This is a genomic window from Streptomyces sp. PA03-1a (assembly GCF_033792805.1).
Classification (GTDB): Bacteria; Actinomycetota; Actinomycetes; order Streptomycetales; family Streptomycetaceae; genus Actinacidiphila.
Genome location: NZ_JARAVO010000019.1, coordinates 1 through 17,677, shown reverse-complemented (window position 1 = coordinate 17,677; position 17,677 = coordinate 1). Strand labels below are relative to the sequence as shown.

Sequence of the window (17,677 nt, the reverse complement as noted above, 5' to 3'; positions counted from 1 at the left end):
CGCCGGGCACCGACAACGGCCTCAGGTTTTCCCGGCTCACCCCGGGGCCGACCCCAGCAGCTTGGTCACCACCCGGTCCAGCGCCGCGAGCTCCTCCGCGTCCAGCTCCACCAGGCCCGGTGGGGGAGTGCCCAGGATGCGGTCGGCCTCCTGCGCCGCCGCGGCGCCGTCGGGTGTGACGCTCAGGAGCTTGCGGCGCCGGTCGCGTGGGTGCGGTGTGCGTTCCACCAGCCCGCGCCGGACGAGGTCGTCGACGACCAGCGTGACGTACGGGCGGTCCGTCATGAGGTCGGCGGCGAGGTCACCCGGCGTCACGGGGGCCGTCGCGATCCGGCGCAGCGCCTTGACGCGGAAGAAGCTCATGCCGAGGGCGTCGGCGACCTCGCGGCGCCGTTCGTTGCGTTCGAGGACGAGGGTGCGCAGGTCGCGCCACACTCGGGTGGCCGTGGCCTCGTTCACCGGGCGCCCACCGGCTCGCGGGCGGCGTCCGTGCTGAGCCGCTTCGCGGCGCGTTCCGCGGTGCCCGCCGCCCAGTGGCCCGAGGTCAGCCACCCCAGCGCCAGGATCGCCGCACCGCAGCCCGTGATGATCCACCACGCCGTGAGGTCGAGCCCGGCGGCGAGCGCGGCGCCGATGACGGCCACGCCCAGGGACTGCCCGACCTGCCGGCTGGTGGAGGCCACCGCCGCGGCGACCCCGGCCTGGGTCCGCGGCATGCCGGAGACGGCGGTGTTGGTGATCGGGGCGTTGACGAAGCCGAAGCCGATGCCGAACAGGACGTACGCGGTGAACAGCTTCGCGTCCGAGGCGGTCGCGTCCAGCGCGGCGAACATCACGCCGCTCGCCGAGGTGGCCAGGCCCGCCAGCAGCAGCGGCAACCGTGGGCCGCGGCTGCCGACCATGCGCCCGGACAGCGGGGCGCAGACCAGGGCCATGGCCGCCATCGGCAACAGGTGCAGACCGGCGTCCAGGGCGGACATGCCGCGCTGGTCCTGCAGGTACAGGGTGTTGAGGAAGAGGAAGCCGGCGAGGGCCGCGAAGGCGCTCACCGCTATCACCGTCGCCCCGCTGAAGGGCGCGCTGCGGAAGAAGCGCGGATCGATCAGCGGTTCCCTGCGCCGCCGTTCGTACGGGACCAGGGCCGCCGCGGAGCACAGGGCGAGCACGAGGCAGCCGACGATGACCGGGGAGCCCCAGCCCGCCGCAGGCGCCTCGATGATGGCGTAGGTCAGCGAGCCGAGCAGCGCGATGACCATCAGCTGTCCGACCGGGTCGATCCGGCGTGGCCGGGGGGCACGGGACTCGGGCACGTACAGCGCGGTGAGTACCAGGGCGAGCAGGCCGATGGGCAGGTTGATCCAGAACACCGAGCGCCAGCCGACCGACTCCACCAGCGCGCCGCCGATGATCGGCCCGGCGGCCATGCTGATGCCGACGACGCCGCCCCACGCCCCGATCGCCCGCGCGCGCTCGCGCGGATCGGTGAAGACGTTGGTGATGATCGACATCGCGACGGGGTTGAGCATCGAGCCGCCGACCGCCTGCAGCATGCGGAAGACCACCAGCCACTCCAGACTGGGGGCGATGCTGCACAGCCCGGAGGCCACGGTGAAGATCACCAGGCCGACGCGGAAGATCCGGCGGCGGCCGATCCGGTCGGCGGTCGAGCCGGAGAGCATGAGCAGCGAGGCCAGCACGAGCGTGTAGGCGTCGATGGTCCACTGCAGTCCGGAGATGGAGGTGTGCAGGTCCCGGCGCATGGCGGGCAGCGCGACGTTGAGGATGGTGTTGTCGAGACTGACGATCAGCAGGCTCATGCAGCAGACGGCCAGCACCAGCAGACGTCTGCGCCGGCTCAGCTCGGGCATCGGCCGTTCCCGTCTCCGTGGTCGGTGCGATCGGTGGATTGATTGTACCTGTGTAACCATTTCACGCTACACCCAATCCCTCCCGGGTGATACGGGAGAATGGTCCGCATGACTGCTGACGCCACCGCTCCCGCACTCCGCATCGGCCCGCACACCGTGTGGCCCCCGGTGGTGCTGGCACCGATGGCCGGGATCACCAACGCGCCGTTCCGCACGCTGTGCCGCGAGTTCTCCGGCGGCAAGGGACTCTTCGTCTCGGAGATGATCACCACCCGGGCCCTGGTCGAGCGCAACGACAAGACCATGCAGCTGATCCACTTCGACGGCACCGAGAAGCCGCGTTCGATCCAGCTGTACGGGGTGGACCCGGTCACCGTCGGCAAGGCGGTCCGGATGATCGTCGACGAGGACCTCGCCGACCACATCGACCTGAACTTCGGCTGCCCGGTCCCCAAGGTGACCCGCAAGGGCGGCGGCTCGGCCCTGCCCTACAAGCGCAACCTGCTCCGCTCGATCCTGCGCGAGGCGGTCGGCAACGCGGGCGACCTGCCGGTCACCATCAAGATGCGCAAGGGCATCGACGACGACCACACCACCTACCTGGACGCCGGCCGGATCGCCGTCGAGGAGGGCGTCACCGCCGTCGCGCTGCACGGCAGGACCGCCGCCCAGCACTACGGCGGCACGGCCGACTGGGAGGCGATCGCCCGCCTCAAGGAGCACGTCCCGGAGATCCCGGTGCTCGGCAACGGCGACATCTGGAGCGCGGCGGACGCGGTCCGGATGATGCGGGAGACCGGTTGCGACGGTGTCGTCGTCGGCCGCGGCTGCCTGGGCCGCCCGTGGCTCTTCGGCGACCTCGTGGCCGCCTTCGAGGGCGGCGGCGCCCCCGCCGCCCCGACGCTGCGCGAGGTCGCCGGCGTCATGCGGCGGCACGCCGGGCTGCTGGGGGAGTGGCTGGGCGACGAGGAGCGCGGCGTCATCGACTTCCGCAAGCACGTGGCCTGGTACACCAAGGGCTTCTCGGTCGGCTCGGAGATGCGCCGCAAGCTCGCGATGACCTCCTCCCTCGCCGAGCTCGACGCCCACCTCGCCGACCTCGACCTGGACCAGGAATGGCCGGATGGCGCCGAGGGGCCGCGCGGCCGGACGGCCGGGAGCAAGCGTGTGGTGCTCCCGGACGGCTGGCTGGAGGACCCGTACGACTGCTCGGTGGTCGTCGGCGCCGAGGCCGAGCTGGACACTTCGGGCGGCTGAGGATGTTTTGGCGGTCCGCGGGGACGTCCGGACTGTAAGACGAACCGCGGGCAGAGCAAGTGATTCTCGCCACGCCTGATAGGGGTGTCGCTCAAATGAGCAGCCCGAGTGTCATCACACCTCTCCAATGAGTGGCACTGAGTGTCATCGTTGTCGTGGCCACATGGTCAAGTCATCCCTCACGTGGAGTGACCGGCTCCGAGTGTGGCGATCACGTGGCGAGAGCATGTGTTCGACGGTTGAACGCATCCCCCGTTCACCCGGAAGGACGCCATGACTTTCGATCTCTCGGCGGATGGGTGGTTACGACCGTGTGACCTGGTGATTGACGTACTGCAGCGCCTTCGAGATGGGTACGCTCCCCGCCGTCAGGGCATCCCGGCCGCGAGGAGCGAGTCCCGTGTCGGAAGAACAAGTAATCCAGAAGTTCGTCTACGACTTCACTGAGGGCAACAAGGACCTCAAGGACCTGCTCGGCGGCAAGGGCGCGAACCTCGCCGAGATGACCAACCTCGGCCTGCCCGTCCCTCCGGGCTTCACGATCACCACCGAGGCGTGCAAGGTCTACCTGGAGTCGGGCGCCGCACCCGCGGCGCTGCGCGACGAGGTGAGTGCGCACCTCGAGGCGCTCGAGCAGAAGATGGGCAAGAAGCTCGGTCAGGCGGACGACCCGTTGCTCGTCTCCGTCCGCTCGGGGGCGAAGTTCAGCATGCCGGGCATGATGGACACCGTCCTCAACATCGGCCTGTCCGACGCCTCGGTCGCGGGCCTGGCCGCGCAGGCCGGCAACGAGCGCTTCGCGTGGGACTCCTACCGGCGCCTCATCCAGATGTTCGGCAAGACCGTGCTGGGTGTCGACGGCGAACTCTTCGAGGACGCGCTGGAGGACGCCAAACGGGCCAAGGGCACGCACGACGACCTCGACCTGGACGCGGCCGACCTGCAGGGCCTGGTCGAGCAGTTCAAGGCCGTCGTGGCCAAGGAGACCGGGCGGGACTTCCCCCAGGAGCCGCGCGAGCAGATGGACCTGGCCGTCCGCGCCGTCTTCGACTCGTGGAACGGCGAGCGCGCCAAGCTCTACCGCCGCCAGGAGCGCATCCCCGGCGACCTCGGCACGGCCGTCAACGTCTGCTCCATGGTCTTCGGCAACCTCGGCTCCGACTCCGGCACCGGTGTCGCCTTCACCCGCGACCCGGCCACCGGCCACCAGGGCGTGTACGGCGACTACCTGAGCAACGCGCAGGGCGAGGACGTCGTGGCGGGCATCCGCAACACCGTGCCGCTCGCCGAGCTGGAGCAGCTGGACAAGACCTCCTACGACCAGCTGATGCAGATCATGGAGACCCTCGAGACGCACTACAAGGACCTGTGCGACATCGAGTTCACCATCGAGCGCGGCAAGCTGTGGATGCTGCAGACCCGCGTCGGCAAGCGCACCGCCGCCGCCGCCTTCCGCATCGCCACCCAGCTGGTCGACCAGGGCCTGATCGACGAGGCCGAGGCGCTGCAGCGGGTCAACGGCGCGCAACTGGCGCAGCTGATGTTCCCCCGCTTCGACGAGAAGGCGAAGGCCGAGCGGATCGGCTGGGGCATCGCCGCCTCCCCGGGCGCGGCCGTCGGCAAGGCCGTCTTCGACTCGTACACCGCCGTGAAGTGGTCGCGCTCCGGCGAGAAGGTCATCCTCATCCGCCGCGAGACCAACCCCGACGACCTCAACGGCATGATCGCGGCCGAGGGCATCCTCACCTCGCGCGGCGGCAAGACCTCGCACGCGGCCGTCGTCGCCCGCGGCATGGGCAAGACCTGCGTCTGCGGCGCCGAGGAGCTCGAGGTCGACACCAAACGGCGCCGGATGACCGCGCCCGGCGGGATCGTCGTCGAGGAGGGCGACGTCCTGTCCATCGACGGCTCCTCCGGCAAGGTCTACCTCGGCAAGGTGCCGGTCGTGCCGTCCCCGGTCGTGGAGTACTTCGAGGGCCGCATGCACGCCGGCGCCGACGACGCCGACGAGCTGGTGCGGGCCGTGCACCGGATCATGGCGTACGCGGACCGGGTCCGCCGGCTGCGGGTGCGCGCCAACGCCGACAACGCCGAGGACGCCTCCCGCGCCCGCCGCTTCGGTGCCCAGGGCATCGGCCTGTGCCGTACCGAGCACATGTTCCTCGGCGAACGCCGCGAGATGGTGGAGCGGCTGATCCTCGCCGACACCGACTCCGAACGCGACAAGGCGCTCTCCGCGCTGCTGCCGCTGCAGCGGTCCGACTTCATCGAGCTCTTCGAGGCGATGGACGGGCTGCCGGTGACCGTGCGCCTGCTGGACCCGCCGCTGCACGAGTTCCTGCCCGACATCACGGAACTGTCGGTGCGGGTCGCGCTCGCCGAGTCCCGCAAGGACGCCAACGAGAACGACCTGCGCCTGCTGCAGGCCGTCCACAAGCTCCACGAGCAGAACCCGATGCTCGGCCTGCGCGGTGTGCGCCTCGGCCTGGTCATCCCCGGTCTGTTCGCCATGCAGGTACGGGCGATCGCGGAGGCCGCCGCGGAGCGCAGGAACGCCAAGGGCGACCCGCGGGCCGAGATCATGATCCCGCTGGTGGGCACCGTCCAGGAGCTGGAGATCGTCCGCGAGGAGGCCGAGGGCGTCATCGCCGAGGTCGAGGCCGCCACGGGCACCGAGCTCAGCCTCACCCTCGGCACGATGATCGAGCTGCCCCGCGCCGCCCTGACCGCCGGTCAGATCGCCGAGGCCGCCGAGTTCTTCTCCTTCGGCACCAACGACCTGACCCAGACGGTCTGGGGCTTCAGCCGCGACGACGTCGAGGCGAGCTTCTTCACCGCCTACCTGGAGAAGGGCATCTTCGGCGTCTCCCCGTTCGAGACCATCGACAAGGAGGGCGTCGGCGCCCTTGTCCGCTCCGCCGCCGAGGCCGGCCGCGCCACCCGGCCCGACCTCAAGCTCGGCGTGTGCGGCGAGCACGGCGGCGACCCCGAGTCCGTCCACTTCTTCCACGAGGTGGGCCTGGACTACGTCTCCTGCTCCCCGTTCCGCATCCCCGTCGCCCGCCTGGAGGCGGGCCGCGCGGCGGCGCAGAGCAAGGGCAGCGACTGCCGGTAACCCGGCCCGGAAGACCATCTCCCACCCTCACCGGGGGCGGCACCTTTGTGCGAAGGTGCCGCCCCCGCTTCCGTTCCGCCGGCTACGAACGGAACGGGCCGCGCACCTCGTAGGTGATGCCGCCCGACGAACTGCCGCTCGTGCCGCGCTGCGAGGAGAAGTACAGCCGGGTGCCGTCGGGGGAGAAGGCGGGACCGGTGATCTCGGAGGCGGACTGGCCGCTGACCCGCAGGAACGGCGAGACGACGTCGTCCGGGGTGATCAGGCAGATCTCCATGGTGCCGCCGTCCTCGGCGACGTAGAGGTCACCCGAGGAGCTGCCGGTGATGTTGTCCACGCCCGTCAGCGGGGCACTGCCGGGGACCAGGGAGTCGTCGTACGCCAGCGCGTAGGTGCCGGCGGCCAGGTCGAGCCGCCAGACGCGGTTGTCGCCCTTGGTGGTGAACCAGACGGTGCCGTCGGCGTAGTGGCAGCCCTCGCCGCCGTTGAACCTCTTCGCGCCGGACACCTGGCTGCGGGTGGCGGTCGGGGAGCCGTCGGGGTCGGGCACGTTCGCCCAGGTGAAGGAGCCCGAGGCGGCGGTGCCGGCGACCAGTACCTGCAGGGTCCCGGCCGACAGGTCGCCCCAAGTGGCCGGGACGAACCGGTAGAAGCAGCCGTTGGTCTCGTCCTCGGTCAGGTAGACCACCTTGCGCACGGGGTCGGCGGCGGCCGCCTCGTGCTTGAACCTGCCCATGGCGGCGCGGCGGACGGCCGCCTCCACGCCCCGGGGGTCGGTCTCGTACACGTGGCCGAGGCTGACCTCCTCGCAGGACAGCCAGCTGTTCCAGGGCGTCCTGCCGCCCGCGCAGTTCTGCCGGGTGCCGGAGAGGATGCGGTAGGCGCCCGTGACGCTGCCCGAGGCGTGGAACCGCACCGCGCTCGCACCACCGTTCGGGTCGGTCTCCGAGTTCGAGACGTAGATCCAGCCGGTGCCGTCGGCGAAGCACGCGCCGCCGTCGGGCGCGCTGTGCCAGGTGTACGACGTGCCCGCGACCTTCTGGCCGGAGCGGGCGACGACACGGCTGGTGAAACCGCCGGGCAGGGCGATCCCGTTGGCGTCGGGCGCCTGCAGCGCGCCGTAGGGGCCGGCACCGGGCTGGGCGGGTGCGGCGTGGACCGCCCCGCGCATGAGGGTGCCGCCGAAGGCGGCCGCCGAGCTGCCGACCACCGCTCCGCGCAGGAAGGTTCGACGTTCCACGATCACTCCAGGGACGACGGGGTGGCCCGCCCGGACCCATCGCCGCGGGCGGGTCGCGCACCGGAAGGCTAGGGTGCGCCCCCCGACGTCTTCGCCAACACAGCGTGAACCACCCGCCACCGTCTGTCGCATTCACTGTCATGGCAGAGGGCGCGGGACGCGGCGGCTCACCCCGCCGCGGGCAGCTCGTAGCGGACGCCCGTCAGTTGTTCGGAGGCCGCCCACAACAGCTCGCCCGCCCGGTCGTCGCGGGTCCACGGGGCGCGCCAGGAGGGGGCCGGGGAGCCGCGCCAGCCCTGGAAGCGGGGACCGGTGAAGGAGTCGGGGAGCACGCCGGGGGCCGTGGCGGCGTACAGCAGCGGGAGCGCGCCGGCGTCCGCGGACTGGGCGATCACCCGGTTGCCGAGGTTCACCACGCGTTCGACGGTCCGGCGGTTCTCCATGCGCGCGGCGCGGGTCTGCAACCCGGTGCTCGCGTAGCCGGGGTGCGCCGCCGCGACGACGGTGCCGGCGCCCGCGGCCGCCAGCCGCCGGGACAGCTCGTGGACGAAGAGCAGGTTGGCGCTCTTGGAACGGGCGTAGGCGACCCAACGGCGGTAGCGGCGCTCGCTGTTGAGGTCACCGGGATCGATGGTGGCGACCGCGTGCATGCTGCTGGAGACGGAGACGACCCGCGCTCCCGGGGTGGCCAGCAGGCGTGGCAGCAGCAGCCCGGTGAGGGCGAAGTGGCCGAGGTGGTTCACGCCCATCTGGGTCTCGAAGCCGTCGGCGGTGGTGCCGTGCGGCAGGGCCATCACACCGGCGTTGTTGACCAGCAGGTCCAGCCCGGTGCCGTCGTACCCGGCGGCGAAGGCGCGCACCGAGGACAGGTCGCCCAGGTCGAGGTGGCGGTATCCGGCGCGGGCGCCCCGCACCTCGGCCTTCAGGCGGTCGACGGCCTCCTTGCCGCGCGTCTCGCTGCGGCAGGCGAGCAGCACCCTGGCGCCCCTGCGGGCGAGTTCGCGGGCGGTGCAGTAACCGATGCCGCTGTTCGCACCGGTGACGACGGCCGTGCGGCCGCTCTGGTCGGGGATGTCGTGCGCGCTCCAAGCCATGCGGGCCAGCGTAGGGCCGCCGCGCCGCCCTCCACACGGGTGCGCGACGGCCCGTCGGCGTCAGGAGTGCGGGGGACGGTCCTCGCCGGTGCCGCCGGTGCCGAACTCGTCGCCCAGCTTGTCCTGGGTCGTGTCGACCTGGCGCTGGTACTTCCCGCCGGTCTTCTCGTCCAGCATGTCGCCGCCCTTGTCGATGCCCTTCTGGGACTGGCTCTCGTGGCCCTTCAGCTTGGCCTTGATCTTGTCGAACATGGACATCGCTGTCCTCCTCGCCGTGAGTGGCACTTCTCTCAGCATCACCGCCCCGCCGAAGATCCGCATCCGGAACCCGTGAGTGGTCGAAGTCGCAGGTCAGAGCGGTGAAGCGAGGCGTGACGCGCGGCGTGACCGGGGCCTGGCGCCGTGCCCGGACCCCGGGCCCCGGCCACGGGGACCACTGACGGCGGGCATCCCGTGGCGGCGGCGCACCGGCGGCCCAGGCGCCGTCCTGCGTACGGTCGTTGCCGCCGGGCACCGCGGTCGCAGGGGGACGGCGTCCGGCCGGAGCCACGGGGCGGCGGCACCCGGGCGGCCGACGCGAGGTGCGGCAGTGCACCAGCGGCGAGGCCCGCTGTCCGAAGCCCCGGCCGGGGGTCGCGGGGCGGTGGCACACGCGCCGTCCAGCGCACGGCGGTTGTGCCGCCTGGGCCACGGGCCGCGGGCGGCTGATGCGAGGTGCGGCCGCGGTGGGCGCTCGTGCGGTTGCGCACGCCTGCCGGCCGGGCCGTGGTGCGAGAGGCGGATTGCGGGCGCGCGCGTGGTGGTCCCTGCCGGGGTGCCTGTCGGCAGCGCTCCGGGGTGACCCGCGTGCCGGTGCGGCCGCCTGCCCCGACAGGGGAGCCCGGCGGGTCCGTCGTTTCGCTCTGGGAGGGGGGACGCGGCAGTGGCGTCGGAGAGCGACCGGAATCCGAGTCCGGGTGCGAGGCGCCGTGCCAGGCGGGGGCGACCGGCGGGTTCGCCGTCGCGCCGGGCCCATCGGGACGCGGGCCGGATGGGCGACCGGTCAGGGGGCGAGGGACACCCGGCCGCCGATGTCCACGGTGCCGTCGGGGTGGACCCGGGTCAGGATCTGTGAGCCCGCGCCCTGGCGGACGTCCAGCGGGCGTCCCAGCTCGCCGGTGAGCACGAGCGCCGCGGCGCCCGTCGCCTCGTCCTCCACGATCCCGTCGCCGCGTCGCGGGAAGGCCCGTGCGCGGACGCGTCCGGCCGCCTCGTCCGCCCAGGCCCAGGCGTAGAGCCAGCCCTCCCCGGGCGGTGGCGCGGGCAGCGCGTCCACCTCCTCGGGTGAGCCGAACCGCTGGGTGCGACGCCCCGACGCCCACTCCGCGCGCCCGCGCACCCAGGTGAAGGCGCCCTCCGTCCAGGCCTTCACCTCGCCGGCCGGCGGCCGCAGCAACTCGGCCCCGAGCAGCCACGCCGTCCCCACCGTCGGATGGCCCGCGAAGGGCAGCCGCACGCTCGGCGTCCAGATGTCGACGACGCCGCGTGCGGCGTCGTCGACGAACACGGTCTCGCTGTAGCCGAGCGCCGCGGCGAACCGCTGCCGCGCCTGCGTCCCGGGCACGGACGCGCCCTCCCGTACCACCCCGAGCAGGTTCCCGCCCCGCCCCTCGGGGCCGATGAACACGCGCAGCACCTCGACCTCGGTCATGGACCGATTCAAGCAGGCGTCCGGCCCGTCACCGCACCCGCACCGGGAAGGCCGGCACCGAGACCGCCTCGTCGTCGAGGCAGCGGCCGTTCTCCAGGTCGAAGCGCTGCTTGAGCAGTGGGGAGGCGACGAAGGCCCGGCCCTCGGCGGTGGAGCCGAGCAGGCCCCGGGACAGGACGTAGGCGCCGGTGAAGGGGTCGCGGTTGTCGATGGCGTACGGGCGCCCGTGCCGGTCGGTGAAGAGGGCCGCCTGCCGGCCGTCGGGGAGGAGGGCGGCGACGCCGCGGCCGGGGGTGAGGGTGCCGTGGTCGCAGACGGCGAACCAGCCCGCGGTGCCGGGGAGGAGGACTTCGACGTTCATGCGGTGGTGGTCCCTTCGAGGGTGCGGACGGGGAGCACGGGGCCGGCGAGCAGGTCGAGGTCGGGCTTGACCTGGTCCCGCTCGGGGACGAAGCGGACCGAGGGGTCGGGCACGCCGGGCGCGTTGACGAAGGAGACGAAGCGCCGCAGCCGCTCCGGGTCCCCCAGCGTCTGCGCCCACTCGTCGCGGTAGTGGGCGACGTGGTCGGCCATCAGCCGCTCCAGCTCCCCGCAGATGCCGAGCGAGTCGTGGACGACGACGTCCCGTACGTGGCCGAGCCCGCCCTCGATCCGCTCCAGCCAGGCGGAGGTGCGCTCCAGGCGGTCGGCGGTGCGGATGTAGAACATCAGGAAGCGGTCGACCAGCCGGACCAGTTCGGCGTCGCTCAGGTCCTGGGCGAGCAGGTCCGCGTGACGCGGGGTGGCGCCGCCGTTGCCGCCGACGTACAGGTTCCAGCCGCTCGCGGTGGCGATGATGCCGAAGTCCTTGCTGCGCGCCTCCGCGCACTCGCGCTGGCAGCCGGAGACGGCGGACTTGAGCTTGTGCGGGGACCGTAGGCCCCGGTAGCGCAGTTCCAGGTCGATGGCCATGCGGACGCTGTCCTGCACGCCGTAGCGGCACCAGGTCTGCCCGACGCAGGACTTCACGGTGCGCAACGCCTTGCCGTACGCGTGCCCGGACTCGAAGCCGGCGTCCACCAGCCGGGTCCAGATCATCGGGAGCTGGTCGACCCGGGCGCCGAACAGGTCGATCCGCTGCCCCCCGGTGATCTTGGTGTAGAGGCCGAAGTCGCGGGCCACCTCGCCGATGACGATCAGCTTCTCCGGGGTGATCTCCCCGCCCGGGATGCGGGGCACGATCGAGTACGAGCCGTTCCTCTGCAGGTTGGCCAGGAAGTGGTCGTTGGTGTCCTGCAGCGCGGCCTGCTCGCCGTCCAGGACGTAGCCGGAGGCGCCGATCGCCGGGGCGAGCGAGGCGATGATCGACCCGACGGCCGGCTTGCAGACCTCGCAGCCGTCGCCGCCGCGGGCGCCCTCGCGGCCGTGCCGGTCGAGCAGCTCGCGGAAGCCGGTGATCCGCAGCGCCCGCACGATCTCGTAGAGCTCCTGGCGGGTCTGGGCGAAGCAGCCGCACAGCCCCTTGTCGACCTCGACGCCCGAGGCCTCCAGCTCCGCGGTGACCAACTGGCCCAGCACCTTCACGCAACTGCCGCAGCCGGTCCCGGCCTTGGTGCACTTCTTCACCTCGGGGACCGTCGTGCAGCCGTGCTCCGCGACCGCGCCGCGGATCGTGCCCTTGGTGACGTTGTGGCAGGAGCAGATCACCGCCTCGTCCGGCAGCGCCGACGGGCCCAGTGCCACGGGGGCGCCCGCGCCCGCCGGGAGCACCAGCTGCTCCGCGGGGACCGGGGGCACCGAGCCGGTGAGCGGGCGCAGCATGCCGTACTGCTCGGCGTCGCCGACGAGGATGCCGCCCAGCAGCACGCCGTCCGGCGAGACGACCAGCTTCTTGTAGATCCCGGAGCGGGAGTCGGAGTAGACCACGTCGAGGCAGCCGGCGGTCGCGCCGTGGGCGTCGCCGAAGGAGGCCACGTCCACGCCGAGCAGCTTCAGCTTGGTGGAGGTGTCGGCGCCGGTGAAGGAGCCCTCCTGGCCTGCGATGGCCTTCGCCGCGGTCTCCGCCATGTCGTAGCCCGGCGCCACCAGGCCGTACACCCGGCCGTCCGAGGCCAGGGCGCACTCGCCGATGGCGTAGACCCGCGGGTCCTCGGTGCGGCAGGTCGCGTCGACGACGATCCCGCCGCGCTCGCCGACCGGCAGTCCGCACTCACGGGCGAGCTGGTCGCGCGGCCGTACGCCCGCGGAGAAGACCACCAGGTCGACGTCGAGCGACGAGCCGTCCGACAGCGCCATGGCCCGGACCGAGCCGTCGGCGGTCGTGACGATCTCCTGCGTGCCCACCCCCGTGTGGACGGTCACGCCCATGCCCTCGACCGTGCGCCGCAGCGCCTCGCCGCCGCCCTCGTCGACCTGCACCGGCATCAGCCGGGGCGCGAACTCTACGACGTGCGTGTCCAGTCCGAGCCCCTTGAGCGCGCCGGCCGCCTCCAGCCCGAGCAGCCCCCCGCCGACGACCGCGCCGGTGCGCGAGGTCATCGCGTACTCCTCGAGCGCCAGCAGGTCCTCGATGGTGCGGTAGACGAAGCACCCCGTCGCGTCCTTGCCGGGGACCGGCGGCACGAAGGGGTACGAGCCGGTGGCGAGCACCAGGGTGTCGTAGCCGAGCGTGAGCCCGGAGCGGGCGGTGACGGTCCGGGCCGGGCGGTCCACGGCGACCGCCGGGTCGCCCAGGTGGAGTTCGATGCCGTGCTCCGCCATGAAGCCGGCCTCCACCAGGGACAGCCCCTCCGGGCCGGTGCCGGCGAAGTACGAGCTGAGGTGGACGCGGTCGTACGCCGGGCGGGGCTCCTCGCAGAGCACCACCACCCGGGCACGGGAGGTCAGGCCGCGGTCGGCCAGCGCCTCCAGGAACCGCTGTCCGACCATCCCGTGGCCGACGAGCACGATGGTAGGCGTGGTCATGTCAGGACCCTCCGTTGTCGGTGAGCAGGTGGAGCGGGGCGACGGGCAGCGCCTCGTCGCCCTCCCAGGTGCGGGCGAGCGCGCCCACGGTGCCGAGGTCGCCGAGGAGGATGCCGCCGACGAGGCGGTCACCGCGCAGGACGACCTTCCGGTACGCGCCGCGCGTGGCGTCGGCGAGGCGGAGCACGTCGTCGCCCGGGGAGGGCGTGGTCTCGCCGAATGAGGCGATGTCCAGGGCCGCCGGGCCGTTGAGGGTGAGCCGGGTCAGCGAACGGGTACCGCCGTACCGGGGGGCGGGGTCGGCCGTCAGGACGTCCGCCAGCGCGTCCGCCTGCTCGGTGGCCGGGCCCGCGAGGCCGTAGACGACGCCGCCGTGCTGGGCGCAGTCGCCGATCGCGTGGACCGATGGGTCCGAGGTGCGCAGCGCGTCGTCCACGACCACCCCCTTGGCGACCGCCAGCCCCGCCGCCTGGGCGAGCCCGACGCGCGGCCGTACGCCGCAGGCCAGCACGACCAGGTCGGTGCCGAGGCAGTAGCCGTCGGCGAGTTCGACCGCGGTGACCACGGACCGCGCCGACCGTCCGTCGCCGGCGGCACCACGGGGCAGGGTCGACGGGCGCGCCCCCGCGGACCCGCCTCCCGTACGCACCGTCCCGGCCGGCCGCAGCCGCCGGGAGGGCCGCGCGACCCCGGCCCCGTCTTCGTCCCGGGTCAGCAGACCGCGCACCCGGCACTGGGTGTGCACCTCGACGCCCAGTCCCTCCAGGTGCGCGCGCAGCAACTCCGAGGCGGTCTCGTCCAGATGACGCTCCATCAGATGCTCGCCCTGGGTGGCGACCACCACCTGCGCCCCGCGCGCCGCCAGCGCCCGCGCCGCCGACACCCCGAGCAGCCCGCCGCCGACGACCACCGCACGCGCCCCGGGACGCACCGCCGCCGAGAGCGCCAGGCAGTCGTCCATCGTGCGGAAGGCGTGCACCCCCTCCGGGAACGTGCCGCCGTCCCGCGCGAACAGCCCGCGCAGCGGCGGCAGTACCGGATTGGAGCCGGTCGCCAGCACCAGCCGGTCGTACCGGACCACGCCACCGTCGTCGCAGACCACGGCCCGCTCGTCGCGGTCGATCCGCACCACCCGGACACCCCGGCGCACCACCGCGCCGGGCACCCCCGGCAGCGCGACCACCTCCGGCGCGTACCGGCCCGCCAGCACCTCCGCGAGCAGCACCCGGTTGTACGGGGCGTGCCGCTCCTCGCCGATCACCGTGACGTCCGCACCGGAGGGCGCCAGACGCTGCGCGAGGCGCGCCCCCGCCATTCCGCCGCCGACCACCACCATCCTCATGGCACGAGCCTGCGGCGCCGCTGTTACCCGGCCGCATCCCCGTCGTTTCCCCCGGGGAACAGTGCCCTCAGCGCCCGCCCGGCCCCGCTGTGAGCCCGAAGCGGCCTCCGGCTACGGCCGGTCGACCCTGATCATGGCGATCCCGGGCCGGACCTTGGCCAACGACCCGAAGTCCTGATCGGCGTGGATCAGGGTCAGGCCGTGGGCCTCCGCGGTCAGCGCGATGAGGATGTCCATGGGCGACGGTCCCCTGTGGTGCCCGATGGCGATCAGATCACGCTGCACGGCGTGGATCCGGCGCCAGGGATCGTCGAGGGCCGGGCACCAGCCGAAGGTCCGGCGCAGTACGGCGACAAACGGCTCGTACTCGCGGTCGGAGCGCACACCGGTCATCAACTCGGCTTCGACCGGCGGACACATGGCGACCAGTCCCCGGGCCACATGCGTGGGCCACGGCTCGGGGATCTGCCGCCGCAACAGGCGCCACACCGCCGAGGTGTCAGCGAGGTAGCTCATCGGCCGCCGCGCTCCTGCTCCGCCAGGTAGTCGAAGTCCAGGACGTCCTCGGCGTGTTCCTGGAGCCATGCGAGCCCGCGGGCACGGTCGTCGGCGCTCGTCCCGGCCGCTATGGACAGGGCCAGGTTGATCGTCTCGCGCTTCGTCTTGGTGCCGAGCTGCCGCTGGGCGAAGGCGAGCATCGCGTCGTCCAGATCGATGACCGTGCGTGCCATGACGACCTCCCGGTTGATATCAGGCAGGATGCCAGTATATCAACAGCGATATCAGGCGTCGATGGCCCGCGGCTGCGCCCGCTCGACGCGGACCGCGCACACCTTGAACTCCGGCATGCGGGACGTCGGGTCGAGCGCCGGGTTGGTGAGGGTGTTCGCCCGGCCCTCGCCCGCCCAGTGGAAGGGCATGAAGACCGTGTCCGGACGGATGGCGCGGTCCACCCGGGCCGGCGCCACCGCGCGGCCCCGGCGGGACGTGACGGCGACCGGGTCGCCCTCGGCGACACCGATGCGCTCGGCGAGGCGCGGATGGAGCTGCACGAACGGACCGGGCGCGGCGGCGTTCAGCTCCGCCACCCGTCGGGTCTGGGCGCCCGACTGGTACTGCGCCAGCACCCGTCCGGTCGTCAGGTACAGCGGGAAGTCCCCGTCCGGCTCCTCGGCCGCCGGCCGGTGCAGCACCGGCACGAACCTGGCCCGGCCGTCCGGCGTCGCGAACCGGTCGAGGAACAGCCGGGGCGTGCCCGGGTGCGCCGCGGCGTCCCCGGCCGGGACGTCCGGGCACGGCCAGAACACCCCGTCCTCCGCCTCGATGCGGCGGTAGGTGATCCCGGAGTAGTCCGCGGGCCCGCCCGCCGACGCGCGGCGCAGTTCCTCGAAGACCTCCTCCGGGTCGGCAGGGAAGCCCTTCTCCCGGCCCAGGCGTGCGGCCAGCCCGTTCAGCACGTACAGGTCGCTGCGCACACCCTCCGGCGGGTCCAGGGCCTTGCGCCGCAGCAGCACCCTGCCCTCCAGGTTCGTCGTGGTCCCCGTCTCCTCGGCCCACTGCGTCACCGGCAGCACCACGTCGGCCATCGCCGCCGTCTCCGACAGCACCACGTCGCACACGGCGAGGAAGTCCAGCGCCGCGATGCGCTCGGTGACGTGCGCCGCCCGCGGCGCGGAGACCACCGGGTTGGAGCCCATGAGCAACAGGCCCTTCACGTCCCGGCCCAGCGCGTCCAGCAGCTCGTACGCGCTGCGCCCCGGCCCCGGCAGGTCGTCCGGGTCGACCCCCCACACCCGGGCCACATGGCTGCGCGCCGCCGGGTCGTCGAGCTTGCGGTAGCCGGGCAGCTGGTCGGCCTTCTGGCCGTGCTCCCGGCCGCCCTGGCCGTTGCCTTGCCCCGTGAGACAGCCGTACCCCGACAGCGGGCGCCCCGCGCGACCCGTCGCCAGGCACAGGTTGATCCACGCGCTCACCGTGTCCGTGCCCTTCGACTGCTGCTCCGGGCCGCGCGCGGTCAGCACCATCGCCTCCGGCACGCCGCAGAACAGCTCCACCGCCTCCCGGAGCCTGGGCACCGGCACCCCGGTGATCCGCTCGACCAGCTCCGGCCAGAGCGCCATCGCCGAGGCCTGCGCCTCCGGCCAGCCGGTCGTCCGCTGCGCGACGAAGTCCTCGTCCACGCGGCCCTCCGCGACCACCAGGTGCAGCAGGCCGAGCGCGAGGGCGAGGTCGGTGCCGGGGCGCGGCTGCAGGTGCAGGTCGGCGTGCTCGGCGGTGCGCGTACGGCGCGGGTCCACGACGATCAGGCGGCCGCCGTTCTCCTTCAGCTCCGTGAAGTAGCGCAGCGCGGGCGGCATCGTCTCGGCGAGGTTCGAGCCGACCAGGATCACGCAGCCCGTCCGCGCGACGTCCGCCAGCGGGAACGGCAGGCCCCGGTCCAGGCCGAAGGCCCTGGTGTGGGCGGCCGCGGCGGAGGACATGCAGAAGCGGCCGTTGTAGTCGATCTGGGACGTCCGCAGCACGACCCGGGCGAACTTGCCGAGGGCGTACGCCTTCTCGTTGGTCAGGCCCCCGCCGCCGAACACACCGACCGCGTCGGGGCCGTGGGCGGCCCGCACCCGCAACAGGCCTTCCGCGACCCGGTCCAGGGCGTCCTCCCAGGGGGCCGGCTCCAGCCGTCCCGAGGCGCGGTCCCTGACCAGGGGGCCGGTCAGCCGTGCCTCCGGGGCCAGCACGGCGGGCGCGGTGCGGCCCTTGCCGCACAGGGCGCCCTTGTTCACGGGGAAGTCGCGCTCCACCACGTCCGGGATGCCGCTGCCTCCGGCGGTGCGGCGGAGGCCCATTCCGCACTGCAGGGCGCAGTAGGGGCAGTGGGTGTCGACGGTTCCGCTGGCGCTCATGCCGCCCACGATGCGGCGCCGGTGTTTCGCCCCCCGGGCGGGGGCGTTACGCCCGGCGTACGGTGCGCTCCCTGCGGGGCTGTGCGGGGTGTGAGGGTGCGGGTCGTTTGCCGTGTGCGGGTTGTTTGCGCCTGCGGCGGGCGTCCACCCGCCCGCACTGATCGCGCCGGATGGGGGTCCCCCCGGCCGAAGGCTGGGGGGACCCCCATCCGGCGCGATCAGTGCGGG

Annotated in this window: 14 protein-coding genes; 2 read left to right on the top strand and 12 right to left on the bottom strand. The window is 73.1% G+C overall.

What is annotated here, in order from left to right; translation table 11 throughout:
- Positions 1–36 precede the first annotated feature (36 nt).
- Positions 37–459, bottom strand: coding sequence for a MarR family winged helix-turn-helix transcriptional regulator (locus PV341_RS06325; protein WP_500323027.1), 423 nt, complete (start codon positions 457–459; stop codon positions 37–39).
- Positions 456–1,868 carry an MFS transporter gene (locus PV341_RS06320; RefSeq protein WP_500323029.1) on the bottom strand — a complete coding sequence of 471 codons (1,413 nt, stop codon included), beginning with the start codon at positions 1,866–1,868 and terminating at the stop codon, positions 456–458. The genes PV341_RS06325 and PV341_RS06320 overlap by 4 nt, the downstream gene beginning before the upstream one ends.
- Positions 1,869–1,976: 108 nt before the next feature.
- On the opposite strand from PV341_RS06320, the gene dusB reads away from it, so the two are divergent.
- Together dusB and ppdK are read left to right on the top strand one after the other, a co-directional pair.
- Positions 1,977–3,125, top strand: a complete 1,149-nt coding sequence (dusB, locus tag PV341_RS06315; protein WP_500323030.1) for a tRNA dihydrouridine synthase DusB — start codon at positions 1,977–1,979, stop codon at positions 3,123–3,125.
- 349 nt (positions 3,126–3,474) lie between these two features.
- Entirely contained in the window at positions 3,475–6,240 is a 2,766-nt protein-coding gene (gene ppdK, locus PV341_RS06310; protein ID WP_499511786.1) for a pyruvate, phosphate dikinase, read from the top strand.
- 82 nt (positions 6,241–6,322) lie between these two features.
- Here ppdK and PV341_RS06305 read toward each other — a convergent pair whose 3' ends face one another.
- The 10 genes from PV341_RS06305 to PV341_RS06260 form a co-directional block, all read right to left on the bottom strand.
- The gene (locus tag PV341_RS06305; protein ID WP_500356960.1) at positions 6,323–7,480 is read right to left on the bottom strand and encodes an alkaline phosphatase PhoX; all 1,158 of its coding nucleotides are present in this window, start codon (positions 7,478–7,480) and stop codon (positions 6,323–6,325) included.
- A gap of 167 nt (positions 7,481–7,647) precedes the next feature.
- On the bottom strand, positions 7,648–8,574 hold the full coding sequence (locus tag PV341_RS06300; RefSeq protein ID WP_500323033.1) for an oxidoreductase: 927 nt from the start codon (positions 8,572–8,574) through the stop codon (positions 7,648–7,650).
- Between the two features lie 60 nt (positions 8,575–8,634).
- Positions 8,635–8,832, bottom strand: a complete 198-nt coding sequence (locus PV341_RS06295; protein ID WP_500323035.1) for an antitoxin — start codon at positions 8,830–8,832, stop codon at positions 8,635–8,637.
- Positions 8,833–9,616: 784 nt separating this feature from the next.
- On the bottom strand, positions 9,617–10,264 hold the full coding sequence (locus tag PV341_RS06290; RefSeq protein ID WP_500323036.1) for a PhzF family phenazine biosynthesis protein: 648 nt from the start codon (positions 10,262–10,264) through the stop codon (positions 9,617–9,619).
- Positions 10,265–10,292: 28 nt separating this feature from the next.
- On the bottom strand, positions 10,293–10,625 hold the full coding sequence (gene nirD / locus PV341_RS06285) for a nitrite reductase small subunit NirD (RefSeq protein ID WP_500323037.1): 333 nt from the start codon (positions 10,623–10,625) through the stop codon (positions 10,293–10,295).
- Positions 10,622–13,207 carry a nitrite reductase large subunit NirB gene (gene nirB, locus PV341_RS06280; RefSeq protein ID WP_500356959.1) on the bottom strand — a complete coding sequence of 862 codons (2,586 nt, stop codon included), beginning with the start codon at positions 13,205–13,207 and terminating at the stop codon, positions 10,622–10,624. Before nirB ends, nirD begins: the two co-directional genes overlap by 4 nt.
- 1 nt (position 13,208) lies before the next feature.
- The gene (locus tag PV341_RS06275) at positions 13,209–14,549 is read right to left on the bottom strand and encodes an NAD(P)/FAD-dependent oxidoreductase (protein WP_500356958.1); all 1,341 of its coding nucleotides are present in this window, start codon (positions 14,547–14,549) and stop codon (positions 13,209–13,211) included.
- A gap of 111 nt (positions 14,550–14,660) precedes the next feature.
- Positions 14,661–15,065, bottom strand: coding sequence for a PIN domain-containing protein (locus tag PV341_RS06270; protein ID WP_500356956.1), 405 nt, complete (start codon positions 15,063–15,065; stop codon positions 14,661–14,663).
- A complete protein-coding gene (locus PV341_RS06265; protein ID WP_319140420.1) occupies positions 15,062–15,280 on the bottom strand; it encodes a type II toxin-antitoxin system VapB family antitoxin in 219 nt (72 codons plus the stop codon). The genes PV341_RS06270 and PV341_RS06265 overlap by 4 nt, the downstream gene beginning before the upstream one ends.
- Positions 15,281–15,331: 51 nt before the next feature.
- On the bottom strand, positions 15,332–17,449 hold the full coding sequence (locus tag PV341_RS06260) for a molybdopterin oxidoreductase family protein (RefSeq protein WP_500356954.1): 2,118 nt from the start codon (positions 17,447–17,449) through the stop codon (positions 15,332–15,334).
- Positions 17,450–17,677: the final 228 nt, after the last annotated feature.